This is a genomic window from Streptomyces sp. NPDC098101, assembly GCF_044760185.1.
GTDB lineage: Bacteria > Actinomycetota > Actinomycetes > Streptomycetales > Streptomycetaceae > Streptomyces.
On sequence record NZ_JBIWAS010000003.1, the window covers coordinates 491,380 to 511,376 of the forward strand.

A 19,997-nucleotide genomic window follows, 5' to 3' on the forward strand; every position below is an offset into this window, starting at 1 on the left:
GCCGCACACTGGCGGCTGCACCACCCGCACGCCACCCGCACGCGCGACAACACCGATACGCACCGGACGACGGAGGAGAACGACGTGGGGACCGTAACGCTCGGCGTTTCGATCGCGGTCCCGGAGCCCTACGGCAGCCTGCTCCAGGAGCGGCGCGCCGGCTTCGGGGACCAGGCCGCGCACGGCATCCCCACCCACGTCACCCTCGTCCCGCCGACCGAGGTCCCCCGGGAACTGCTGCCGGAGATCGAGGCGCACCTCGCGCGCGTGGCCACCGGGTACCAGCCCTTCCCGGTGCGCCTCAAGGGCACCGGGACCTTCCGGCCGCTCTCCCCGGTGGTCTACGTCAAGCTGGCCGAGGGCGTCGCCCCCTGCGACCGGCTCCAGCAGCGGATCAGGGACGCGGCGGGCCCGCTGGTGCGCGAGCTCCAGTTCCCGTACCACCCGCACGTCACCGTGGCGCACGGCATCTCCGAAGAGGGGATGGACCGGGCCTACGAGGAGCTCGCCGGCTACGAGGCGGCCTGGACCTGCCGCTCCTTCGCGCTGTACGAGCAGGGCGCGGACCAGGTGTGGCGGAAGCTGTACGACTACGAGTTCGGCAGCGGCCACCCGACCCCCGCCGTCCCGGCGCAGGGCGGCAGCCCGGTCGACACGCCGACGCCGAGCGCCTGAGCGGCCGCCGGAGGGCTCACACCGGCAGCCGCCGGTACAGCGGCCTCGGCACGTGCCGCACCGCCGCCGTCACCAGCCGCAGCGCCCCCGGCACCCACACCGTCTCCGAGCGGCGCCGCAGCCCCCGCTCGATCGCGGCCGCGACCTCCTCCGGGGTGGTCGCGAACGGCTCCTCCGGGCGCCCCGCCGTCATCCGCGAGCGCACGAACCCGGGCCGCACCACCATCACGTGCGCCCCGGTGCCGTGCAGGGCGTCCCCGAGCCCCTGGGCGAAGGCGTCGAGGCCGGCCTTCGAGGAGCCGTAGATGAAGTCGGCGCGGCGGGCCCGCTCGGCCGCCGTCGAGGAGAGCACCACGAGCGAGCCGTGCCCCTGCGCCTGGAGCGCGCCCGCGCACACCAGGCCCGCCGAGACGGCGCCGGTGTAGTTGGTCCCGGCGACCCGGGCGGCGGCCACCGGGTCGGACTCGTCGCGCGCCTGGTCGCCCAGGACCCCGAAGGCGAGCAGCACCAGGTCGACGTCGCCCGCCGCGAAGACCGCGCCGAGCCGCTCCTCGTGCGACCCGGGGTCGAGCGCGTCGAAGGGGACGGTCCGCACCTCGGCCCCCAGGGCCCGCAGCGACGCGGCGGAGGCGTCGAGGGCGGGGGAGGGGCGGCCGGCCAGGTGGACGGTACGGGTGCGCCGGGCGATCATCCGGCGGGCCGTGGCGAGCCCGATCGCGGAGGTGCCGCCGAGGACGAGCAGGGACTGCGGTGCGCCGAAGGCGTCCTTCACGATCAGCTCCTGGGGGTTCTAGAGACCGAGGCGGCGGGAGAGGTCCGAGACGAGGACGGACCGGGGGTCGAGCGCGGCCCGCAGCGCCCGGAACTCGCCGAGCCGCGGGTACGTCGCGGCCGGCACCTCCGGCCGCGTCCGCGCGTCCCCGGCCAGGCACACCCGGCCGCCCGCGTCCGCGACCTCCTCGTCGAGCGCGTCGAGGAAGGCGCCGAGCCCGGGGAGCCCGGTGGGCAGGTCGAGGGCCAGGCACCAGCCGGGCAGCGGGAAGGAGAGGAGGCCGGGACCGCCCGGACCGAACCGCTTGAGGGCGGCGGGCAGGAGCGGCCAGCGCCGGTCCGCGATCCGCCGCACGATCCCCCGGAGCGTCTCCTCCCGCCCGTACGGGAGGACGAACCGGTACGGGACGGAGCCCTCGGGCCCGTACAGCCGGTTCCAGTGGGGGACGGCGTCGAGCGGGTGGAAGACGCCCGACAGCGGCCGGAGCCGGCCGGTGGCGGCGCGGGGCGCGGCCCGGTGCCAGAGCGCGTGGAAGAGCCCGGCACAGGCGCCGGGCAGCCCGCCGGGGACGTACGGCGGCGGGGCGGGCAGCCGGGCGGGCCGGAAGGCGAGCGGCGCGCGGCGGGCCGGGTGCCGGCGGGGCAGCGCGTCGTACGGGGTGGGGTTCCCGCGCGTGAGGACGGCGCGGCCGGTGGCGGCGCCCCGGGCGAGCAGGTCGACCCGGGCGGTGGAGTGCTCGTACCGGTGGTCGCCGTCGGCGAGCAGGGCGAGGAGCGCGTCGAGGTCGCGGGCGCGCCCGGTGTCCACCGTCATCAGGGAGGTCTCGACGGCCGGCAGCCGCAGGACGGCGGAGAGGATCACGCCGGTCAGGCCCAGGCCGCCGGTGGTGGCGTCGAAGAGCGGGGTGCCGGGCAGGACGGTCCTGGTCTCCCCGTCGGCGGTGAGGAGTTCGAGCGAGACCACGTGCCGGCCGAAGGACCCGGCGACGTGCTGGTTCCCGCCGTGGACGTCGGCGGCGATCGCGCCGCCGACCGTCACGTACCGGGTGGCGGGCACGACCGGGACGAACCGGCCGAGCGGCAGCAGGACCTCCATCAGCCGGTGCAGGCTGACGCCCGCCTCGCAGTCGACGAGCCCCGCGCGCGCGTCCACGGCGCGGATCCGGTCGAGGCCGGTCATGTCGAGGACGGTGCCGCCCGCGTTCCGGGCGGCGTCGCCGGGGGCGCGCCCGAGGCCGCGGGCGATCACGCCCCGGGCGCCGGGGGAGCGGAGGGCGGCGGTCACCCCGGCGGCCGCCTCGGCGGGGCTGCGCGGCCGGTGCACGCGCGCGAGGGTGGGGGCGGTGCGGCCCCAGCCGGTGAGGGCTTCGCAGTCGTCGTCCGGGACGCGGGTCTCGACAGCCATGGGCAGACCGTATAGGCGTCAATGCCCCCTATGTCGTTATTGCACCGCGCGACGTGACGGTTCGTCGAAAGGGCTGATGATCCGACCGGGGACGGCCGGAGGGGAAAACCCGGCGCCCGACGCCATGTCGATCGCGCATGGACCGCCCCGATGGGGGGATTCTCGTACTCCGGTCACCCGCGCAGCGCACGGATCGAGGGGTACACGCACGACATGGACTGGCTGACCAAGCTCCCCGTCATCGGCCCCTGGGTCGCCCGTTTCATGCGCACCCACGCCTGGCACGCGTACGAGACCCTGGACCGGGCCCACTGGACCCGGCTCGCCGCCGCCATCACCTTCCTCTCCTTCCTCGCCCTCTTCCCGCTGATCACCGTCGCCGCCGCGGTTGGCGCCGCGCTCCTCAGCGACGATCAGCTCGACCGGATCGAGGACAAGATCGGCGAGCAGGTCCCCGGCATCTCCGACCAGCTGAACATCGGCGCGCTCGTCGACAACGCCGGCACCGTCGGCCTCGTCGCCGGCGCCCTGCTCCTCTTCACCGGCATCAGCTGGATCGGCTCCATGCGGGAGTGCCTGCGCGCGGTGTGGGGCCTCGACGACATCGAGGGCAACCCGGTCCTGCTCAAGGGCAAGGACGCGCTGATCCTGATCGGCCTCGGCGGCGTCGCCCTCGCCTCGCTCGCCGCCTCCTGGCTCGGCTCCACCGCCGTCGGCTGGAGCGCCGAGCGGATCGGCGTCTCCGAGGGCGGGGCGGGCGGCGTCCTGCTCCAGACCGCCGCCGTCCTCGTCGGCGTCGTCGCCGACTTCCTGATCCTGCTGTACGTCCTGTCCCTGCTGCCCGGCGTCGAGCCGCCCCGCCGGGCGCTCGTGGTGGCCGCGCTCATGGGCGCGGTCGGCTTCGAGCTCCTCAAGCTGCTGCTCGGCGGCTACATGAAGGGGGTCGCGGCGAAGTCGATGTACGGGGCATTCGGCGTCCCCGTCGCCCTGCTGCTCTGGATCAACCTCACCGCGAAGCTGCTGCTGTTCTGCGCGGCCTGGACGGCCACGGCCGAACCCCGCAAGGAGCCGGACCCCGACTTCGGGGAGGCTAGCGATCCCCGTCCCGGTCCCGGCGGCGGGCCGCGGCCTGCGGCCAGCGGCGGTTGACCAGGAACCCGGCGCCCGCCAGGAGCACCAGGACCCCGCCCGTCACGGCCAGCGCGGTCCCGACCCCGCCGGACCTCCCGGCCGCGACCGCCTGGACGGGCCGCGCCGGGTCGCTCCCGCCGGACGCGGGCTCCTTCGCGCCGACCGGCGCGGACGTCTCCGTACGGGCCGAGCGCGGCGGCACCAGCTCGCCCACCGGCCGCACCTTCCCGAGCGCGGCGAAGCCCCAGTCGAACAGCCGGGCGGTCTCCCGGTAGACCGCGTGCTGCTCCTTCGAGGACGGGTTCATGACGGTGACGAGCAGCACCCTGCCGTTCCGCTCCGCGACCCCCGTGAAGGTCGCGCCCGCGTGCGTGGTGTTGCCGTTCTTGACCCCGGCGATGCCCTGGTACGGCGGGACGCCGAAGTCGCCCGTGAGCAGCCGGTTGGTGTTCTGGATCTCGAAGGTCTCGCGCTTCTTGTCGCCCGGCTTCTTTATGCCGGGGAAGGCGGCGCGGGGGGTGGCGGCGTACTCGCGGAAGTCCGGCTTCGTCATGCCGTTGCGGGCGATGAGGGTGAGGTCGTACGCGGAGGAGACCTGGCCCGGGGCGTCGTAGCCGTCCGGGGTGACCACCTTGGTGTCGAGCGCCTGGAGCTCGGCGGCGTGGTCGTTCATGTCCTTCACGGTCCGCTCCAGGCCGTGGTTCATGTTCGTCAGGACGTGCACGGCGTCGTTGCCGGAGCGCAGGAAGACGCCGAGCCACAGGTCGTGGACGCTGTAGGTCTGCTTCTCCTTGACGCCGACCAGGCTGGAGCCCTCCCCTATGCCCGCCAGGTCCTGGGTGGTGACCAGGTGGTTCCGCGTCTTGGGGAACTTGGGCAGCAGGGCGTCCGCGAAGAGCATCTTCAGGGTGGAGGCGGGGGCGAGCGGCCAGTGCGCGTTGTGCGCGGCGAGGACCTCCCCGTTCTCCGCGTCCGCCACGATCCAGGACCGGGCCGACAGCTCCTTGGGCAGCACCGGCGCCCCGGCCCCGAGCCGCACCTGCGTACCGGGCACGCCGAGCAGCTCGCCGCCGACCTTGGACATGGAGAGGGGCGGCTTGGGCTGCGTGTCCTGGGCGTCCTTCCCGTCCGCGTGGGCGGGCGCGGCGAGGACGAACGGAAGGAACACAGCAGCGGCGACCGCCCAAGCGGTCTTCTTCGAAGCAGACACGGTCGTGAACGTACAGGTACGGAACAGAGATCCGAACTCCGGCAGGCGGTTCGAACCCACCCGTCCACCCGGACGCGGGGCTCGGGAGGCCGACGGCGATACTGGGGACATGAAGCTCAGCCGTCGCGTCTCCTGGTTCCTGCTCGCGTTCGGGGTGTGGAGCTGGTTCATCTGGATCACCTTCGTCAAGAACCTCTGGAACGACGGGAGCGGCCTCGCCTTCGACGAGGCGGGCGACCCGACGGCCTACTTCTGGGTTCATCTGCTGCTTGCCGTCACGTCCTTTGTCCTGGGGACGGTGATCGGCGTCCTCGGGTTGCGCGGGGTGCGCGCCGCGCGCCGCACGGGCGCCTAGAAGAAGAAGGAGTTCCGGGGCGTGGTCGTCTTCCTGCTGGTCCTGGTCGTGGTCCTCGCGCTGCTCGGCGGCGTCCACTGGTACGTGTGGCGGCGGCTCGTCCGGGACGTGACGGCGCCCGGCGGCCTGCCGCGCCGCCTGGGCACGGCCGCCGTCGTGGTCCTGCCGCTGCTCTCGCTCGCGGCCCTGGTCTCCGCCCGGGCTGGCGTGCCCTTCCCGGTCCAGCAGGTGATCGCCTGGCCGGGGCAGATGTGGCTCGCCGTGCTCCTGTACCTGGTCCTGGCCCTGGTGGCGGGCGAGACGGTCCGCCCGCTCCTGCGCGCCTGGCTCGCCCGCCGGGCACCGGCCGCCGCCGCCCCCGCGCCCGCTCCGGTGGTCCCCGAGCCCGCGCCCGTACCGGTGCCGGCCGCGCAGACCGCCCCGGACTCCGCGCCCGCCGAGACCGTCCCGGCGGACCCGGCCCCCGTGCCGGACGCCACGCCCGACCCGGCCCCCGCGACGGACGCCACGACCGGCCCGGCAGGTCGGGGCCCCGCCGACCCCTCCCGCCGTCTCTTCGTCTCCCGGGTCGTCGGCGGCACCGCCGCCGCCGTCGCGCTCGGGACCGTCGGGTACGGCACGTACGGCGTGCTGCGCGGACCCCGCGTCAAGCGGGTCACCGTGCCGCTCGCCAAGATCCCGCGCGCCGCGCACGGCTACCGGATCGCCGTCGTCTCCGACGTCCACCTGGGCCCGATCCTGGGCCGCGCCCACACTCAGCGCATCGTGGACACGGTCAACTCCACCCAGCCCGACCTGATCGCGATCGTCGGCGACCTCGTCGACGGCACCGTCGAGGACCTCGGCCCCGCCGCCGAGCCGCTCGCACGGCTCCGTGCCCGCCACGGCTCCTTCTTCGTGACCGGCAACCACGAGTACTTCTCGGGCGCCGACGCCTGGGTCGACCACGTCCGCGAACTCGGCCTGCGCCCGCTGCGCAACGAGCGCCTGGAGATCGCCGCAGGCTTCGACCTCGCGGGCGTCGACGACGTCGCGGGCGAGAGCGAGGGGCAGGGCCCCGACTTCGGCCGGGCCCTCGGCGACCGCGACCGGGCCCGCGCCGCCGTCCTCCTCGCGCACCAGCCGATCGTCGTCCACGACGCCGTGCGCCACGGCGTGGACCTCCAGCTCTCCGGCCACACCCACGGCGGCCAGCTCTGGCCCGGCGAGTACCTCGCCGATCTGGCCAACCCGACCGTCGCCGGGCTCGAACGGTACGGCGACACCCAGCTGTACGTCTCGCGGGGCGCGGGCGCCTGGGGACCCCCCGTCCGGGTCGGCGCGCCCTCCGACATCACCGTCGTCGAACTCGCCTCGAAACAGGCGTAATCGGGGCCGGTCACTCCCCGCACCGAGAGTGATACGTGCTGCTCATCGGCTTAAATTCTCATATCCCGGACATATACCTGTCGTGTGAAAGTTTCCTCTTCCACTTGTGAAAACCGTGTGATGGGATGACGCCATCGCGACGTTGCCGGGGGGTCGTCGCATCTGGGGTGGCACCAAAAAAAGGAAGCACGGCAATGCGGTCGACGGTCCGTCTGCGGATCCTCATCACTTGTGGAGTACTGGTGGCGGCCGGGGTGGGGGGCTGGCAACTCCTCCCCTCCGACGGCGACAGGACCGATCCGATCGCCGTCGGCACCACCGACGAGATCACCTCGCTCGACCCGGCCGGCGCGTACGACGCCGGCTCCTGGGCGATCTACAGCAACGTCTACCAGTCCCTCCTGACGTTCAAGCCGGGCTTCACCGAGCCGGTCCCGGACGCCGCCGAGAGCTGCGGCTTCGCGGGCACCGGCCTCACCACGTACCGCTGCACGCTCCGCGACGACCTCACCTTCTCCAACGGGCGCAAGGTGACCGCCGAGGACGTCGAGTACTCCTTCGAGCGGATGCTGGGGATGAAGACGGACGTCGGCCCGCAGCCGCTCTTCCCGACCCTGAAGAGCGTCGACTCCGAGGGCCGCACCGTCACCTTCCACCTCAGCGCCAAGGACGTCACGTTCCCGCTGAAGCTGGCCACCGGCGCCGGGTCGATCGTGGACCGCGACCACTACCCGGAGAAGAAGCTGCGCGCCGACCAGGCGGTCGACGGCTCGGGGCCGTACGTCCTCAAGGAGTACAAGCCGGGCGAGTCCGCCCTCCTGGAGCCCAACCCGCGCTACAAGGGCGCCATCACCAAGGCCGGCCGCCCGGTCCTCGTGAAGTACTACGCCAAGTCCGAGGAGCTGGCCGGCGCCTGGAAGGCGAAGGACGTCCAGGTGACGCACCGGCAGCTCCCGCCGGAGTTCGTCTCCACGCTGGAGACCGCCGACGGCACCCGGGTCACCGAGGCGGAGAGCGCCGAGATCCGCAACATCAACTTCAACGTCCGGCCCGGCACGCCCATGGCGGACAAGGCCGTGCGCCAGGCCGTCGCGGCGGTCCTCGACCGCCCGGCGATCACCACCGGCGCCTACAAGGGCACGGTCGAGCCGCTGTACTCCCTCATCCCGCAGGGCTTCGTCGGCCACAGCACCGCGTTCTACGACCTCTACCCGGAGCCCAGCGGCGCGAAGGCGAAGAAGATCCTGAAGGAGGCCGGGGTCACGACCCCGGTGAAGTTCACCTTCGGCTTCCGCAAGGACGACACCTACGCCGCCGAGACCACCGAGATCAAGCGGCAGCTGGAGGAGACCGGCCTCTTCGAGGTCGAGACCGTCGAGGTCAAGTGGGAGGACTTCCAGAAGCAGTACGCGAAGGGCGCCTTCGACGCGTACACCGTCGGCTGGCTCCCCGACTTCCCCGACTCCGACAGCTTCACCGCGCCGCTCGTCGGCACCGGGAACACCCTGCACAACGGGTTCTCCAGCAAGCGGATCGACACCCTGATCGCCTCGACGCAGCAGCTCAGCGACCGTTCGCGGGCGACCGGCGACTTCAAGGAGATCCAGAGCGAGGTCGCCGCCGACGTCCCGCTCGTGCCGCTGTGGCAGAAGAAGGACTACGTCCTGTCCACGGAGGCGGTCGCGGGCTCCCAGTACCTGACGGACGGCACCGGCATCTGGCGCCTGTGGGAACTGAGCTGGATCTAGGGCCTGCCCGAGGCCGCCATTCCGGCCGCCGTCGGCATGAAGTCGGCGAGCAGCTCGTGGGTCTCCTTGACCAGCGGGCGCAGGATCCGGAAGCGGGAGAGCGAGATCGCGCGGGCGGTGACCGGCGCGAGCCGCTCCACGAGCCGCCGGCTGTTGGCGGCCCCCTCCGACCGGTCGTACACCCAGAAGAGCACCAGGCCCATCTGCTGGAGCCACAGCAGCTGCGGCAGCGCCTCGGTCAGCTCCGGGTCGGGCTTCACCGAGGCGCCGGAGATGACGCGCCGGTGCACCTCGATCGCCGCCTCGCGCGGCCCCTCCGACTCGGGCGAGAACGGGCTGAGCGGGCTGTCCGGGTCGGCGGCGTTCTTGAAGAACTGGGCCGCGAACTCGTGGTACGGCTCCGCGATGTCCAGCCAGCCGAGGTAGACCCCGCGGATCCGGGCCGTCAGGTCCTTCTCGCCCCCGGCCAGGAGGGGCTCCACGGCCGCCTGGTGCTCCTCGGCGATCCGGTCGTAGAAGCCCTGGACCAGGTGCTCCTTGGAAGAGAAGTAGTAGTACGCGTTGCCGACGGAGACCCCGGCCTCCTGGGCGATGGCCCGCATCGTCGTCTTGTCGTAGCCGCGGTCCCTGAACAGCCGGAGCGCGGTTTCGAGGATGAGCGTGCGGGTCTGCTCGCTCTTGGGGGCCTTCTTCTCTTCCTTCACGTCCTTCACGGAGCCGAGCCTAACCGGGCGGACCGGGCACCTCGCAGCGCCCGTCCGCGCAGCCGTCCGGTCCGGTGCCGTTCCCGGGCCCCTTGAGGGCCTCGCGCCACTTCGCCGCGGCCAGGACGGTCATCCGGGCGAAGGGCTGCCCGGCGGGGGTGGCCAGCCAGTGGGCCCTGGGCCGGTGCTCGGCCAGCGCCCAGAGGCAGACGATCCAGGCGGCGGTCTCGCGGTAGACCTGGCCCCGGTCCCCGACCACGGTGATCTCCCGCAGAGTGGCGGCGTGGTCGAGGGCCGGGAAGCGGCGCCGGGCCTCCTGGGACCCGGCCGGAACCAGGTCGAGCGGGACGAGCTGCCGCTGCCGCAGCAGCCAGTGCCGCAGGTGCACGCAGAGCGGGCAGTCGGCGTCGTACAGCACGGTCAGGCGCTTCACGGGCGTCCGTACGACGGGGGCCGGCGGTACGGGAGCCGGCGCCGGGGCGCTCCGCTCGGGAGCGCCCCCTCCGGGTGCGGTCGGCACGGCGGTTCAGCCCTGCTGCGGCGCGGGCGGGGCCCAGGGGCCGCCCTTGGGGGGCGCGGTCCAGCCCTGCGGGCCGACCGGCGGCACCTGCTCGCGCTCCATGACCCCGCGCCGGCGGATCTTGTTGAGCACGTAGACGTTCCCGAGGTGCATCACGCCGAGGACGAGCAGCACGACCCCGAGCTTGACCGAGAGGGCCTCGAAGAGGGCCCGGGCGTCGAGGACGGCGGCGTCCTGGCTCAGGTAGAGGGCGACGAAGCCGAAGTTGACGAGGTAGAAGCCGACCACCAGGAGGTGGTTGACGGCCTCCGCGAGCTTCTCGTTCCCGTGCAGGACGTCGGCCAGGAAGATCCTTCCGTTGCGGCTGAGGGTGCGGGCGACCCAGACGGTGAGGGCCACGCTGATCAGCAGGTAGACGATGTACGCGACGACAGTGAGGTCCATGCCCCACCCTCCCTTGAACGCGTTCAAAAGCTGGCGGTCATGACTGTAGACCTCTTCTTGAACGTGTTCAAGTCCCAGGGGAAAGGGGTGGCCGCCCCCACCCCGGGCGTCTAGGGTCGCAGGGTGACGCTCTTTCATGACCTGGCCGGAACCGGCCCCTCGACCGTCGTCCTGCTGCACTCCGGGGTCTGCGACCGCCGGATGTGGGACGCGCAGTTCTCCGCGCTCGCCGAGGCGGGGCACCGTGTCGTCCGCTGCGACCTGCGCGGCTTCGGCGAGACCCCGGTCGACGCCCCGCACACCCACGCGGAGGACGTCCGGGACCTCCTCGACCACCTCGGCGCCGACCGCGCCGCCGTCGTCGGCTCCTCCTTCGGCGGCGAGGTCGCCCTGGAGTTCGCCGCCCGCCACCCCGGACGCGTCTCGGCCCTCGCCCTGCTCGGCTCCGGCATCCCGGGCATGGAGCCGAGCGCGGAGCTGGAGGCCTGGGGCGACCGCGAGGACGCACTCCTCGACGCGGGCGACGTCGACGCCGCCGTCGAGCTGAACGTCGACACCTGGCTCGGCCCCGAGGCCGGGGACGAGGCCCGCGCCCTCGTCCGGGAGATGCAGCGCCGCGCCTTCGCCGTGCAGCTCGCCGCCCCCGAGGAGTACGACCCGGTCGACCCCGAGGTCACCCGGGACGAGATCGCCCGCATCCCGGCCCCCGCCCTGGTGGCCGTCGGCGCCCACGACCTCCCCGACTTCCGGGCCGTCGCCGACGAACTGACCCGTCTGCTGCCCGCCGCCCGCCGCGTCGACCTCGACTGGGCCGGCCACCTCCCCGCCCTGGAGCGCCCGGAGGAGACCGCCCGCCTCCTCACCGCCTTCCTCGCGGAGGCCCTGGCGCCGACCGCGCCCCGAGACGCCCCCTAGGTGAACTTCCGTACGCCCGGCACCAGCGCCGTCCCCAGGCAGCAGCCGCCCACCACCACCGCGGCGGCGAGCAGGGGCACTTCGGGGCCCCAGGCCGAGGCCGCGAGCGGGGCCAGGGCGTAGCCGAGCGGCATCGCGGCCAGCGAGAGCAGCCAGTCGTACGAGGTGACGCGGGCGAGCGCGTGGGCGGGCACCGCGCGCTGGACGGCGGTCTGCCAGACCGGCGACAGGAAGCCGAGGCCCGCCTGCGCGAGCCCGTAGGCCGCGATCGTCACCGGCGCGGGCGCGGCCGCGGCGAGCAGGACCAGCGGCAGCGCGTACGTGGCGAGCCCGAGGTTCGCGGTCAGGACCGGGCGCCGGGGGGTGAAGCGGTCGGCGAGCAGCGCCCCGGCGAGGAAGCCGACGGCGCCGACCTGGAGGAGGACGACCCAGGTGGTGCCGCCGCCGAGCCGCTGCACGGCGATCGCGGGCCCGAGGGTCATCAGGACGGCCGCGGCGCCGTTCCAGGCGCTGTGGCCGACCAGGCTGGTCCAGTACCAGTCCCGGGAGCGGACCTCCCGCCAGCCCTCGGCGAGGTCGGCGCGGAGCGAACGGCGGGGGATCGGCACCCGCTCCACCCGGACGGCGAGCAGGAGCAGGGCGCTGAGCCCGAAGGTCGCCGCGTCCAGGACGAACGCCCAGCCCGCGCCCACCGTCAGGACCAGCGTGCCCGCGAGTGCCGGGCCCGCGAGCCGGGCGGCGCTCTGGGCCGCGCTCATCGCCGCGTTGGCCCGGTGCAGCGCCCCGGCCTCCACCGTGCCCTTCACCAGGGGCGCCCCGGTCGGCATGGCGAAGGCCCCGGCGGCCCCGCCGAAGGCCTCCGCGACCGCGAGCACGGCGAGGCCGGGGGAGCCGCCGAGGAGCTGGACGCCGACGAGCAGCTGGGTGGCGCAGCGCACGAGGTCGGTGGTCAGCGCGACCGTCCGCGCGTCGAACCGGTCGCCGACGACACCGCCCAGCGGCAGCAGGAGCAGCTTGGGGACCATCGCGCAGCCCAGGACCAGGGCGAGCGCCGCGGTGGAGCCGGTGGCCTCCAGGACGGCGAGGGCCAGGGCGGCGGGGATGGCGGCGTCGCCGAGGAGGGAGAGGGCGCGGCCGGTGAAGAGGAGCCGGAAGGAGCGGGTGCGCAGGGGGTGGGGGGCGGGTGCGGGCGCCGTGGCGGCGGGGGCGGCGGGCATGGCCCGAAGAGTATTTCGGTACCTAATGATTCGTCAACGAAATATTAGGTACCGAAACACTTGGAGGGGTGGAGGTGCTCCGACCCGACGTACGATCGCCCCATGGACCCCACCCCCGCGCCCCCCGCCCCCTCGGAACGGCGCGACTGGACCGACGGGCACGTCGCCCGCTGGCAGCCCGTCCTCCCCGGACTCGACCCCGTCGTCGAGGGCGCGGTCACCCGGATGAAGAAGCTCTCGGTCCATCTGCGCCGGGTCAGGGAGCAGTCGCTCGTCGACTTCGACCTGGAGCGCCACGAGTTCGACACGCTCCACAAGCTGGCCGGGCGCGGCGGCAGCGCCGCCCCCTCCGAGCTCGCGCAGGACCTCGACCTGGCCCCCGCCTCCGTCTCGGGCCGCCTCGACGCCCTGGAGAAGCGCGGCTTCGTCCGCCGCACCCAGTCGACCACCGACCGGCGCCGGGTCGTCGTCGAGCTGACCGCCGCCGGCCGCGAGACCTGGCTCGGCGCGATGGACGTCCTCGGCCACGAGGAGTACCGGCTCCTGGGCGTCCTCACCCCCGAGGAGCGCACCCTGCTCAACGACATGCTGCGCAGGGTCATGGTCGCGGCGGAGTCGGGGGACGCCCCCGACTCCTGGCGCGGCTGACCCCGGCGGGACGGCCCGTCAGACGCTCAGCGAGCGCGCGAAGTTGAGCTGCCCCATCACCCAGTGGATGGTGTCCGGGCCCGTTGCCGGGATCATCGTCGCGTGGTGGCGGCCCCCGCTGGTCACGGTGACCTGGATGAAGCCCGTGGTCTTCTTCTCCTTCATCAGGAGGAACAGCAGGCCCACCAGGCACAGCAGCGCGAAGACGATCGCGAGCACGATCGCGGCCGTCGGGATCTTCTCCTCGGTCCGCGACATGTCCATCGCGTTCCACACCGCGCCCTTCAGGGGCATCGCCCCCGCCGGGGTGATGATCTGGTCCCCGACGACCGTGATGTCGCCGAGCGCGAGCACCGGCGCGGCCCCGGCCGGCGCCTGCGGGAACGGGTGCGGCACGGGCGGCAGGGCCACGCCCTCGGCCAGCGTCGGCTGGTAGCCCGGGGCCTGCGGATGCCCGTACGCCGGGGTCGCGCCGTGCGGATACCCGTAGCCGGGGGCCGCGCCCTGCGGGTACCCGTACCCCGGCGTCCCGGGCGCGCCGCCCTGCCCCGGGGGCTGCCCCGGGCCCCACTTGTACTCGCCCTCCGCGTAAGGGTTCGGCTCGCTCATCAGTCCCCGCTCTCCACAACGACACACGTGCGCGTGCGGACGGAAAAGCCCGCCTCCGCACGCCGAGCGTACAGAAGCGGGCTCAACCGCCGTACCGTGGTTCAGAAGCGACGCGTGATCAGCGCGCGCTTCACTTCCTGGATCGCCTTGGTGACCTCGATGCCACGCGGGCAGGCGTCCGTGCAGTTGAACGTGGTGCGGCAGCGCCACACTCCGTCCTTGTCGTTCAGGATCTCCAGGCGCTGCTCACCGGCCTCGTCGCGCGAGTCGAAGATGAAGCGGTGCGCGTTGACGATCGCGGCCGGACCGAAGTACTGGCCGTCGTTCCAGAAGACCGGGCAGGACGACGTGCACGCGGCGCACAGGATGCACTTGGTGGTGTCGTCGAAGCGCTCGCGGTCCTCGGCGGACTGCAGGCGCTCGCGGGTCGGCTCGTTCCCCTTGGTGACCAGGAACGGCATGACGTCCCGGTACGCCTGGAAGAACGGCTCCATGTCCACGACCAGGTCCTTCAGGACCGTCAGGCCCTTGATGGCCTCGACCGTGATCGGCTTCTCGGGGTTGATGTCCTTGATCAGCGTCTTGCAGGCGAGCCTGTTCTTGCCGTTGATCCGCATCGCGTCCGAGCCGCAGATGCCGTGCGCGCACGACCGGCGGAAGGTCAGCGTGCCGTCGACGTCCCACTTGATCTTGTGGAGGGCGTCGAGCACGCGCTCCTTGGGGTCGATCTCGATCTGGAAGTCCTCCCAGACCGACGCGTCCGACACCTCGGGGTTGAAGCGGCGGATCCGCATCGTGACCGTGATGTACGGGGAGGCGGCGGAGTCCTTCTCGACCTTGTCCAGTACGGGAGTAGCCATCAGTACTTACGCTCCATCGGCTGGTAGCGGGTCGTGACGACCGGCTTGTAGTCGAGACGCACGGTCTCGGAGCCGTCCTTGCCGACCTCGCGGTACGCCATCGTGTGACGCATGAAGTTGACGTCGTCGCGGTTCGGGTAGTCCTCGCGGTAGTGACCGCCGCGGGACTCCTTGCGCGCCAGGGCCGAGACGGCCATGACCTCGGCCAGTTCGAGCAGGTTGCCCAGCTCGATGGCCTCCAGGAGGTCGGTGTTGAAGCGCTTGCCCTTGTCCTGGATGGACACGTTCTCGTAGCGCTCGCGCAGCTCGGCGATCTTCTCGACGGCCGTCTTGATGGTCTGCTCCGTGCGGAACACCATCACGTTGGCGTCCATCGTCTCCTGGAGCTCGCGGCGCAGGTCGGCGACCCGCTCGCTGCCCGTGGAGTTGCGCAGCTTCTCGATCTGCGAGACGACGAGGGACTCCGGGTTCTCCGGCAGCTCGACGAAGTCGGCCTTGGCGGAGTACTCGGCCGCGGCGATGCCGGACCGCTTGCCGAAGACGTTGATGTCGAGCAGCGAGTTGGTGCCGAGGCGGTTGGCGCCGTGCACCGACACGCAGGCGACCTCGCCGGCCGCGTACAGGCCCGGGACGACGGTGGTGTTGTCCGAGAGGACCTCGCCCTCGACGTTGGTCGGGATGCCGCCCATGGCGTAGTGCGCGGTGGGCTGGATCGGGATCGGGTCCGTGTACGGCTCGATGCCGAGGTACGTACGGGCGAACTCGGTGATGTCCGGGAGCTTGGCGTCCAGCTGCTCCGGCGGGAGGTGCGTCAGGTCCAGGTAGACGTGGTCGCCCTCGGGACCGCAGCCGCGGCCCTCGCGGATCTCCGTGTAGATGGAGCGGGAGACGACGTCACGGGACGCGAGGTCCTTCATGACCGGCGCGTACTTCTCCATGAAGCGCTCGCCGTCCTTGTTGCGCAGGATGCCGCCCTCGCCGCGGGCGCCCTCCGTGAGCAGGATGCCCATGCGCCAGATGCCCGTCGGGTGGAACTGGAAGAACTCCATGTCCTCCAGGGGCAGGCCGCGGCGGTAGCAGGCGGCCTGGCCGTCACCGGTCAGGGTGTGCGCGTTGGAGGTCACCTTGAAGAACTTGCCGGTGCCGCCGGAGGCGTAGATCACGGCCTTCGCCTGGAAGATGTGGATCTCGCCGGTGGCCAGCTCGTAGGCGACGACGCCCGCGGAGTGCTTGACCCCGTCGACCTCGGTGATCAGCTGGTCCAGGACGTAGAACTCGTTGAAGAACTCCACGCCCTCCTTGACGCAGTTCTGGTACAGCGTCTGGAGGATCATGTGGCCGGTGCGGTCCGCGGCGTAGCAGGACCGGCGGACCGGGGCCTCGCCGTGGTTGCGGGAGTGGCCGCCGAAGCGGCGCTGGTCGATGGTGCCGTTCGGGGTGCGGTTGAACGGCAGGCCCATCTTCTCCAGGTCGAGGACGGCGTCGATGGCCTCCTTCGCCAGGATCTCGGCGGCGTCCTGGTCGACCAGGTAGTCACCGCCCTTGACCGTGTCGAAGGTGTGCCACTCCCAGTTGTCCTCCTCCACGTTCGCCAGCGCGGCGGCCATGCCGCCCTGCGCGGCGCCCGTGTGGGAGCGGGTGGGGTAGAGCTTCGTGAGCACGGCGGTGCGGCTGCGCTTCGTCGCCTCGATGGCGGCGCGCATACCGGCGCCGCCGGCGCCGACGATGACGGTGTCGTACTTGTGGATCTTCATGAGTGGATTACCTCAGCCCCGTGCCTAGCGGATGTTCGGGTCGAAGGTGAAGATCACCAGCGTGCCCAGAAGGATGGTGAACACCGTGGCGGTGTACAGCAGGCCCTTGAGCCACAGGCGCGTGTTGGCCCGCTCCGCGTAGTCGTTGATGACCGTACGGAGGCCGTTGGCGCCGTGCAGCATGGCGAGCCAGAGCATCAGCAGGTCCCAGACCTGCCAGAACGGGGACGCCCAGCGGCCGGCCACGAAGGCGAAGCCGATCTTGGAGACGCCGCCGTCCAGGAAGAGCTGGATCAGCAGGTGGCCGAGGACCAGCACGACCAGGACGACGCCCGAGAGGCGCATGAAGAGCCACGCGGCCATCTCGAAGTTGCCGCGGGTCGCGCGCGGGGTCTTGCCGGTGCGCTTGCGGGGGGCCTCGATGTACGGCGCGGGGTTGTCCACGTCGTAGTGGGGGGCGCCCTCGACGGGGCCGATCGCGGAGGTGGTGTCAGTCGACATGTCTGGCGTCAGCTCCCGAACAGTTCACGTGCGGCGTGCCCGAGGATGGGGTACAGCGAGCCCGCCATCAGCACGACCCAGATGCCCACGACGGTCCAGAGCATCTGCTTCTGGTAGCGCGGGCCCTTGGACCAGAAGTCCACGGCGATGACGCGGAGGCCGTTCAGCGCGTGGAAGAGGATGGCGGCGACGAGGCCGTACTCAAGGAGAGCGACGATCGGCGTCTTGTAGGTCGCGACGACCTCGTCGTAGGCCTCCGGGGAGACGCGGACGAGAGCGGTGTCAAGGACGTGTACGAACAGGAAGAAGAAGATGAGGACGCCGGTGACTCGATGAGCCACCCAGCTCCACATTCCTTCCCGGCCGCGGTACAGCGTTCCAGCCGGCACGGAAAAACCCTCCGGGAGCGGGGATCAGGGCCGGCCGGCTTCTCTGTCGGTCTGGCCCGGCCGGGTACGGTCCACCGGCCCCGGTCATCGTAGCGACGAGTTGTCGGTTCGCTCGCGCGGGGTCCATAGGTGTGATCAAACAGGCACGGACGGGCTATCGCACAGGCCGGAATCACCGCATTGCGGACGGAATCACGCGCCGGGGTGTCGGGATGTGAGCCCCTCGGCCAGCCGGAAGGCGAGCCGGGCGCGGGCGAGCCGGCGCAGTTCCTCGGCCGCGATCACCCGCTCCTCCTCCGGTTCGTTGCCGAGACGTGACCGGATTCCGGCCAGAACCTGGTCGAGCCGCTCCCCGGGGCGCACTCCGTCGAGGCTGATCACGAACGCGTGTCCGAAGCTGCTCTCGTACGCGGCGTGCGCGGCCCGCAGCGCGGTCCGGGCGGCGGGCGGGGCGTCGGGGTGCGGCAGCGCGGAGGACTCGGCGGCCAGGGCTCCGTCGAGATCGGCGCGGGGCAGGTCGTAGCCGGCCTCGTCGGCGGCGGCGAGCAGCGCGTCCACCGTGGGGTAGGGGCGGTGGGCCGCCACCCGTTCGGCCCAGCGGAGGCTGTGGCAGCAGGAGAGCAGCAGGGCCACGGCCTCGGCGGGGGCCGCCGCGTTGAAGCCCACGAGGCCGCCGGGGTGCCGGGGCGCGGAGTGCTGGACGGGTATGGCGGGGGTGTCCGTGGCGCCCGGCTTCCGGCAGGGGGTGTGGGTGTCGCTGGTCAGCGTGGGCTCCGGTTACTCCGGGACGGGTGGGGTGGGCGTGACGCAACGTTATCGACGGGACGGGGGAAGTGTCCGACGGATGCGCGATTTTCACCCGGAAGGGAGAGTTTCGGAACATCTGATGGACTCCGGGATTCCGCTCGCCCGACCGTGGGTGAACACGGCATGACGATCGTCCCCCTCGCCGCCTTCGTGGCCGCTGCCTCCCTTGTGGACGGCATCGGGGGTTCCGGCGTTCCCTCCGCGGCGGATGCGGGGGTTCCGATTTCGCCATCCGTCCGGTCCGCCCCGTCGCCCGATTGGCCGGACCCTCATCCGTAGGGGAGGATTCCGATTGATGCGGTACTCCATACGGGGGCCCCGGCGGGGCCCCGCACTCCTGGCGACCTCGGTGGCACTGGCCACCGCGGCGGCCTGCTCCGGCGGCTCCGCCTCGGGCCCGGCCTCCGCCCCGTCCCCCGGCCCGGCCACGAGCGCGTCGCCCACCGGCGCGCCGCCCTCGCCGAGCCCGACCCCGACGCCGACCCGTACGTATCCGCTCTCCAGCGCGCCCCTCACGGTCCCGGCCGTCCGCGCCCACGAGGCCGCCCGGGGCCCCGGCTGGAAGCCGGCGCCCACGGGCGGGGTCGTCGTCGCCGCGAACAGCGGGGGCCTCGCGGACGAGGGGAAGCTGATCGCGGGCGAGCTGGGCATCCCCTACCGGGGCGCGGTCGCCGCCGGGCCCGGGGACGTCGAGCTGGCCCTGGGCGGGACGGGCGCCCCCGAGTCGTACACCCTGACCGTCCGGGACGGCCGGGTGCGGATCAGCGGGCCCGACGAGGCCGGGGTCTTCTACGGGACCCGCACCCTCAAGCAGTCGGTGAAGGCGACCGGCGCGATGCCCGAGGGGACGGTGAACGACCGGCCGGCCAAGCCGCAGCGCGGGCTGAACGTCGACACCGCCCGCAAGCACTTCACGGCCGCCTGGATCGAGGACCGCATCCGGGAGATGGGCGACCTCAAGCTCAACCAGCTCGGGCTGCACTTCTCCGACGACCAGGGCTTCCGGATCGAGTCCGACAGCCACCCCGAGGTGGTCTCCGCCCAGCACCTCACCAAGGCCGAGGTGCGGCGGATCCTCGCCCTCGCCGCCGAGCGGCACGTCACCGTCGTCCCCGAGATCGACTCCCCGGGACACCTCGGCGCGGTCATCGCCACCCACCCGGACCTCCAGCTCCGCAGCGCGACCGGCCGGGCCCCGCGCGGCGCCGTCGACATCGCGAACCCGGAGTCGGCGAAGATCGTCGACGACCTGCTGCGCGAGTACGCCCAGCTCTTCCCCGGCGCGTACTGGCACCTCGGCGCCGACGAGTACGTGGCCCTCATGGCGAAGAACCCCGAGGCGACCTATCCGAAGCTGGCGCAGGCGGCGAAGGCGAAGTACGGGCCCTCCGCCCGGGTCCAGGACCTGGCCACCGGCTGGCTCAACGACCGCGCCGCCGTGGTCCGCCCCACCGGCAAGACCCTCAAGGCCTGGAACGACGGCTTCTTCACGGGCGGGGTCGTGAACGCGGCGCAGGACCTGGAGGTCGAGTACTGGACGGGCAAGGAGATCGGCGCCCGGCCGCCCGTCTCGTACCTGAGCCAGGGCCGGAAGATGGTCAACCTCAACGACGAGTACCTCTACTACGTCCTCGGCGAGCCCAACGACTTCGCGTACCCCACAGGCCGCCGGATCTACGAGCAGTGGACCCCGCTCGTGGTGCGCGGCACCGCCCCCGTCCCCGCGAAGTACGACGCCCAGATCCTCGGCGCCCGCTTCGCCGTCTGGTGCGACCTGGCGAACTCCCAGACCCCGGCCCAGGTGGCCGCGGGCATCCGGCTCCCCCTGGCGGCCCTCTCCCAGAAGGTCTGGAACCCGGCGAAGCCGACGGCGAGCTGGGAGCGGTTCAGGGGGTTGGCGGAGCGGGTGCGCGGCTGAGCAGGGCTTTTGGCATGGACGTACCGACTTCGCATCGCGTACGTTCCC

The 19,997-nt window shown here is 72.6% G+C and carries 21 protein-coding genes; 8 read left to right on the forward strand and 13 right to left on the reverse strand.

The window, feature by feature from the left end; genetic code table 11:
• Positions 1-84: 84 nt before the first annotated feature.
• Positions 85-675, forward strand: a complete 591-nt coding sequence (locus ACIQVI_RS15260; protein WP_351970124.1) for a 2'-5' RNA ligase family protein — start codon at positions 85-87, stop codon at positions 673-675.
• Between the two features lie 16 nt (positions 676-691).
• Here ACIQVI_RS15260 and ACIQVI_RS15265 read toward each other — a convergent pair whose 3' ends face one another.
• Both ACIQVI_RS15265 and ACIQVI_RS15270 read right to left on the reverse strand, forming a co-directional pair.
• Positions 692-1,447 (reverse strand): decaprenylphospho-beta-D-erythro-pentofuranosid-2-ulose 2-reductase, encoded by a 756-nt coding sequence (locus ACIQVI_RS15265; protein WP_403595553.1) that lies wholly within the window; start codon positions 1,445-1,447, stop codon positions 692-694.
• Between the two features lie 18 nt (positions 1,448-1,465).
• The gene (locus tag ACIQVI_RS15270) at positions 1,466-2,851 is read right to left on the reverse strand and encodes an FAD-dependent oxidoreductase (RefSeq protein WP_403595556.1); all 1,386 of its coding nucleotides are present in this window, start codon (positions 2,849-2,851) and stop codon (positions 1,466-1,468) included.
• Positions 2,852-3,064: 213 nt separating this feature from the next.
• On the opposite strand from ACIQVI_RS15270, the gene ACIQVI_RS15275 reads away from it, so the two are divergent.
• On the forward strand, positions 3,065-4,000 hold the full coding sequence (locus tag ACIQVI_RS15275; protein WP_403595559.1) for a YihY/virulence factor BrkB family protein: 936 nt from the start codon (positions 3,065-3,067) through the stop codon (positions 3,998-4,000).
• Here the strand turns inward: ACIQVI_RS15275 and ACIQVI_RS15280 are convergent.
• The gene (locus ACIQVI_RS15280) at positions 3,942-5,192 is read right to left on the reverse strand and encodes a D-alanyl-D-alanine carboxypeptidase (RefSeq protein WP_351970119.1); all 1,251 of its coding nucleotides are present in this window, start codon (positions 5,190-5,192) and stop codon (positions 3,942-3,944) included. The genes ACIQVI_RS15275 and ACIQVI_RS15280 overlap by 59 nt on opposite strands.
• A 109-nt stretch (positions 5,193-5,301) precedes the next feature.
• On the opposite strand from ACIQVI_RS15280, the gene ACIQVI_RS15285 reads away from it, so the two are divergent.
• The 3 genes from ACIQVI_RS15285 to ACIQVI_RS15295 all read left to right on the forward strand — a co-directional run bounded on the left by ACIQVI_RS15285 (position 5,302) and on the right by ACIQVI_RS15295 (position 8,663).
• Positions 5,302-5,547 carry an SCO4848 family membrane protein gene (locus ACIQVI_RS15285; protein WP_403595563.1) on the forward strand — a complete coding sequence of 82 codons (246 nt, stop codon included), beginning with the start codon at positions 5,302-5,304 and terminating at the stop codon, positions 5,545-5,547.
• A gap of 21 nt (positions 5,548-5,568) precedes the next feature.
• Complete coding sequence (locus tag ACIQVI_RS15290; RefSeq protein WP_403595566.1) at positions 5,569-6,915, forward strand: metallophosphoesterase; 1,347 nt, start codon at positions 5,569-5,571, stop codon at positions 6,913-6,915.
• A gap of 194 nt (positions 6,916-7,109) precedes the next feature.
• A complete protein-coding gene (locus ACIQVI_RS15295) occupies positions 7,110-8,663 on the forward strand; it encodes an ABC transporter substrate-binding protein (RefSeq protein ID WP_351970121.1) in 1,554 nt (517 codons plus the stop codon).
• On the opposite strand, the gene ACIQVI_RS15300 is transcribed toward ACIQVI_RS15295, so the two are convergent.
• The 3 genes from ACIQVI_RS15300 to ACIQVI_RS15310 all read right to left on the reverse strand — a co-directional run bounded on the left by ACIQVI_RS15300 (position 8,660) and on the right by ACIQVI_RS15310 (position 10,331).
• Positions 8,660-9,376: a TetR/AcrR family transcriptional regulator gene (locus ACIQVI_RS15300; RefSeq protein WP_403595569.1), complete on the reverse strand. Its 717-nt coding sequence runs from the start codon at positions 9,374-9,376 to the stop codon at positions 8,660-8,662. The genes ACIQVI_RS15295 and ACIQVI_RS15300 overlap by 4 nt on opposite strands.
• Before the next feature lie 10 nt (positions 9,377-9,386).
• Positions 9,387-9,800: a DCC1-like thiol-disulfide oxidoreductase family protein gene (locus ACIQVI_RS15305; protein WP_351969160.1), complete on the reverse strand. Its 414-nt coding sequence runs from the start codon at positions 9,798-9,800 to the stop codon at positions 9,387-9,389.
• A 93-nt stretch (positions 9,801-9,893) separates the two neighbouring features.
• Positions 9,894-10,331: a hypothetical protein gene (locus ACIQVI_RS15310; protein WP_121832346.1), complete on the reverse strand. Its 438-nt coding sequence runs from the start codon at positions 10,329-10,331 to the stop codon at positions 9,894-9,896.
• Between the two features lie 123 nt (positions 10,332-10,454).
• Here ACIQVI_RS15310 and ACIQVI_RS15315 point away from each other — a divergent pair, with 123 nt between their 5' ends.
• Positions 10,455-11,246, forward strand: a complete 792-nt coding sequence (locus tag ACIQVI_RS15315; RefSeq protein ID WP_403595574.1) for an alpha/beta fold hydrolase — start codon at positions 10,455-10,457, stop codon at positions 11,244-11,246.
• Here ACIQVI_RS15315 and ACIQVI_RS15320 read toward each other — a convergent pair.
• Positions 11,243-12,463 carry an MFS transporter gene (locus tag ACIQVI_RS15320; RefSeq protein WP_403595577.1) on the reverse strand — a complete coding sequence of 407 codons (1,221 nt, stop codon included), beginning with the start codon at positions 12,461-12,463 and terminating at the stop codon, positions 11,243-11,245. The genes ACIQVI_RS15315 and ACIQVI_RS15320 overlap by 4 nt on opposite strands.
• A 102-nt stretch (positions 12,464-12,565) precedes the next feature.
• On the opposite strand from ACIQVI_RS15320, the gene ACIQVI_RS15325 reads away from it, so the two are divergent.
• Positions 12,566-13,111: a MarR family winged helix-turn-helix transcriptional regulator gene (locus ACIQVI_RS15325; RefSeq protein ID WP_403595580.1), complete on the forward strand. Its 546-nt coding sequence runs from the start codon at positions 12,566-12,568 to the stop codon at positions 13,109-13,111.
• Positions 13,112-13,129: 18 nt separating this feature from the next.
• Here the strand turns inward: ACIQVI_RS15325 and ACIQVI_RS15330 are convergent, their stop codons facing one another.
• The 6 genes from ACIQVI_RS15330 to ACIQVI_RS15355 all read right to left on the reverse strand — a co-directional run bounded on the left by ACIQVI_RS15330 (position 13,130) and on the right by ACIQVI_RS15355 (position 17,890).
• The gene (locus ACIQVI_RS15330; protein ID WP_351969164.1) at positions 13,130-13,720 is read right to left on the reverse strand and encodes a hypothetical protein; all 591 of its coding nucleotides are present in this window, start codon (positions 13,718-13,720) and stop codon (positions 13,130-13,132) included.
• A gap of 101 nt (positions 13,721-13,821) precedes the next feature.
• A complete protein-coding gene (locus ACIQVI_RS15335; RefSeq protein WP_015035718.1) occupies positions 13,822-14,580 on the reverse strand; it encodes a succinate dehydrogenase iron-sulfur subunit in 759 nt (252 codons plus the stop codon).
• Positions 14,580-16,334: a succinate dehydrogenase flavoprotein subunit gene (gene sdhA / locus ACIQVI_RS15340; protein WP_121832351.1), complete on the reverse strand. Its 1,755-nt coding sequence runs from the start codon at positions 16,332-16,334 to the stop codon at positions 14,580-14,582. Before sdhA ends, ACIQVI_RS15335 begins: the two co-directional genes overlap by 1 nt.
• Positions 16,335-16,358: 24 nt before the next feature.
• Positions 16,359-16,835: a succinate dehydrogenase hydrophobic membrane anchor subunit gene (locus ACIQVI_RS15345; RefSeq protein WP_121832352.1), complete on the reverse strand. Its 477-nt coding sequence runs from the start codon at positions 16,833-16,835 to the stop codon at positions 16,359-16,361.
• A gap of 8 nt (positions 16,836-16,843) precedes the next feature.
• A complete protein-coding gene (gene sdhC, locus ACIQVI_RS15350) occupies positions 16,844-17,224 on the reverse strand; it encodes a succinate dehydrogenase, cytochrome b556 subunit (protein ID WP_073809812.1) in 381 nt (126 codons plus the stop codon).
• 192 nt (positions 17,225-17,416) lie between these two features.
• Entirely contained in the window at positions 17,417-17,890 is a 474-nt protein-coding gene (locus ACIQVI_RS15355; RefSeq protein ID WP_351969166.1) for a 2-oxo-4-hydroxy-4-carboxy-5-ureidoimidazoline decarboxylase, read from the reverse strand.
• 436 nt (positions 17,891-18,326) lie between these two features.
• Here ACIQVI_RS15355 and ACIQVI_RS15360 point away from each other — a divergent pair, with 436 nt between their 5' ends.
• On the forward strand, positions 18,327-19,949 hold the full coding sequence (locus ACIQVI_RS15360; RefSeq protein WP_403595587.1) for a family 20 glycosylhydrolase: 1,623 nt from the start codon (positions 18,327-18,329) through the stop codon (positions 19,947-19,949).
• The last annotated feature ends 48 nt before the right edge of the window (positions 19,950-19,997 follow it).

Excerpts from the sequence above, each read along its gene's own strand:
- ACIQVI_RS15270 (WP_403595556.1), bottom strand. The coding sequence starts at position 2,851 with ATGGCTGTCGAGACCCGCGTCCCGGACGACGACTGCGAAGCCCTCACC.
- ACIQVI_RS15335 (WP_015035718.1), bottom strand. The coding sequence starts at position 14,580 with ATGGCTACTCCCGTACTGGACAAGGTCGAGAAGGACTCCGCCGCCTCC.
- ACIQVI_RS15320 (WP_403595577.1), bottom strand. The coding sequence starts at position 12,463 with ATGCCCGCCGCCCCCGCCGCCACGGCGCCCGCACCCGCCCCCCACCCC.
- ACIQVI_RS15360 (WP_403595587.1), top strand. The coding sequence starts at position 18,327 with ATGCGGTACTCCATACGGGGGCCCCGGCGGGGCCCCGCACTCCTGGCG.
- ACIQVI_RS15275 (WP_403595559.1), top strand. The coding sequence starts at position 3,065 with ATGGACTGGCTGACCAAGCTCCCCGTCATCGGCCCCTGGGTCGCCCGT.
- sdhA (WP_121832351.1), bottom strand. The coding sequence starts at position 16,334 with ATGAAGATCCACAAGTACGACACCGTCATCGTCGGCGCCGGCGGCGCC.
- ACIQVI_RS15330 (WP_351969164.1), bottom strand. The coding sequence starts at position 13,720 with ATGAGCGAGCCGAACCCTTACGCGGAGGGCGAGTACAAGTGGGGCCCG.
- ACIQVI_RS15325 (WP_403595580.1), top strand. The coding sequence starts at position 12,566 with ATGGACCCCACCCCCGCGCCCCCCGCCCCCTCGGAACGGCGCGACTGG.
- ACIQVI_RS15285 (WP_403595563.1), top strand. The coding sequence starts at position 5,302 with ATGAAGCTCAGCCGTCGCGTCTCCTGGTTCCTGCTCGCGTTCGGGGTG.
- ACIQVI_RS15295 (WP_351970121.1), top strand. The coding sequence starts at position 7,110 with ATGCGGTCGACGGTCCGTCTGCGGATCCTCATCACTTGTGGAGTACTG.
- ACIQVI_RS15345 (WP_121832352.1), bottom strand. The coding sequence starts at position 16,835 with ATGTCGACTGACACCACCTCCGCGATCGGCCCCGTCGAGGGCGCCCCC.
- ACIQVI_RS15310 (WP_121832346.1), bottom strand. The coding sequence starts at position 10,331 with ATGGACCTCACTGTCGTCGCGTACATCGTCTACCTGCTGATCAGCGTG.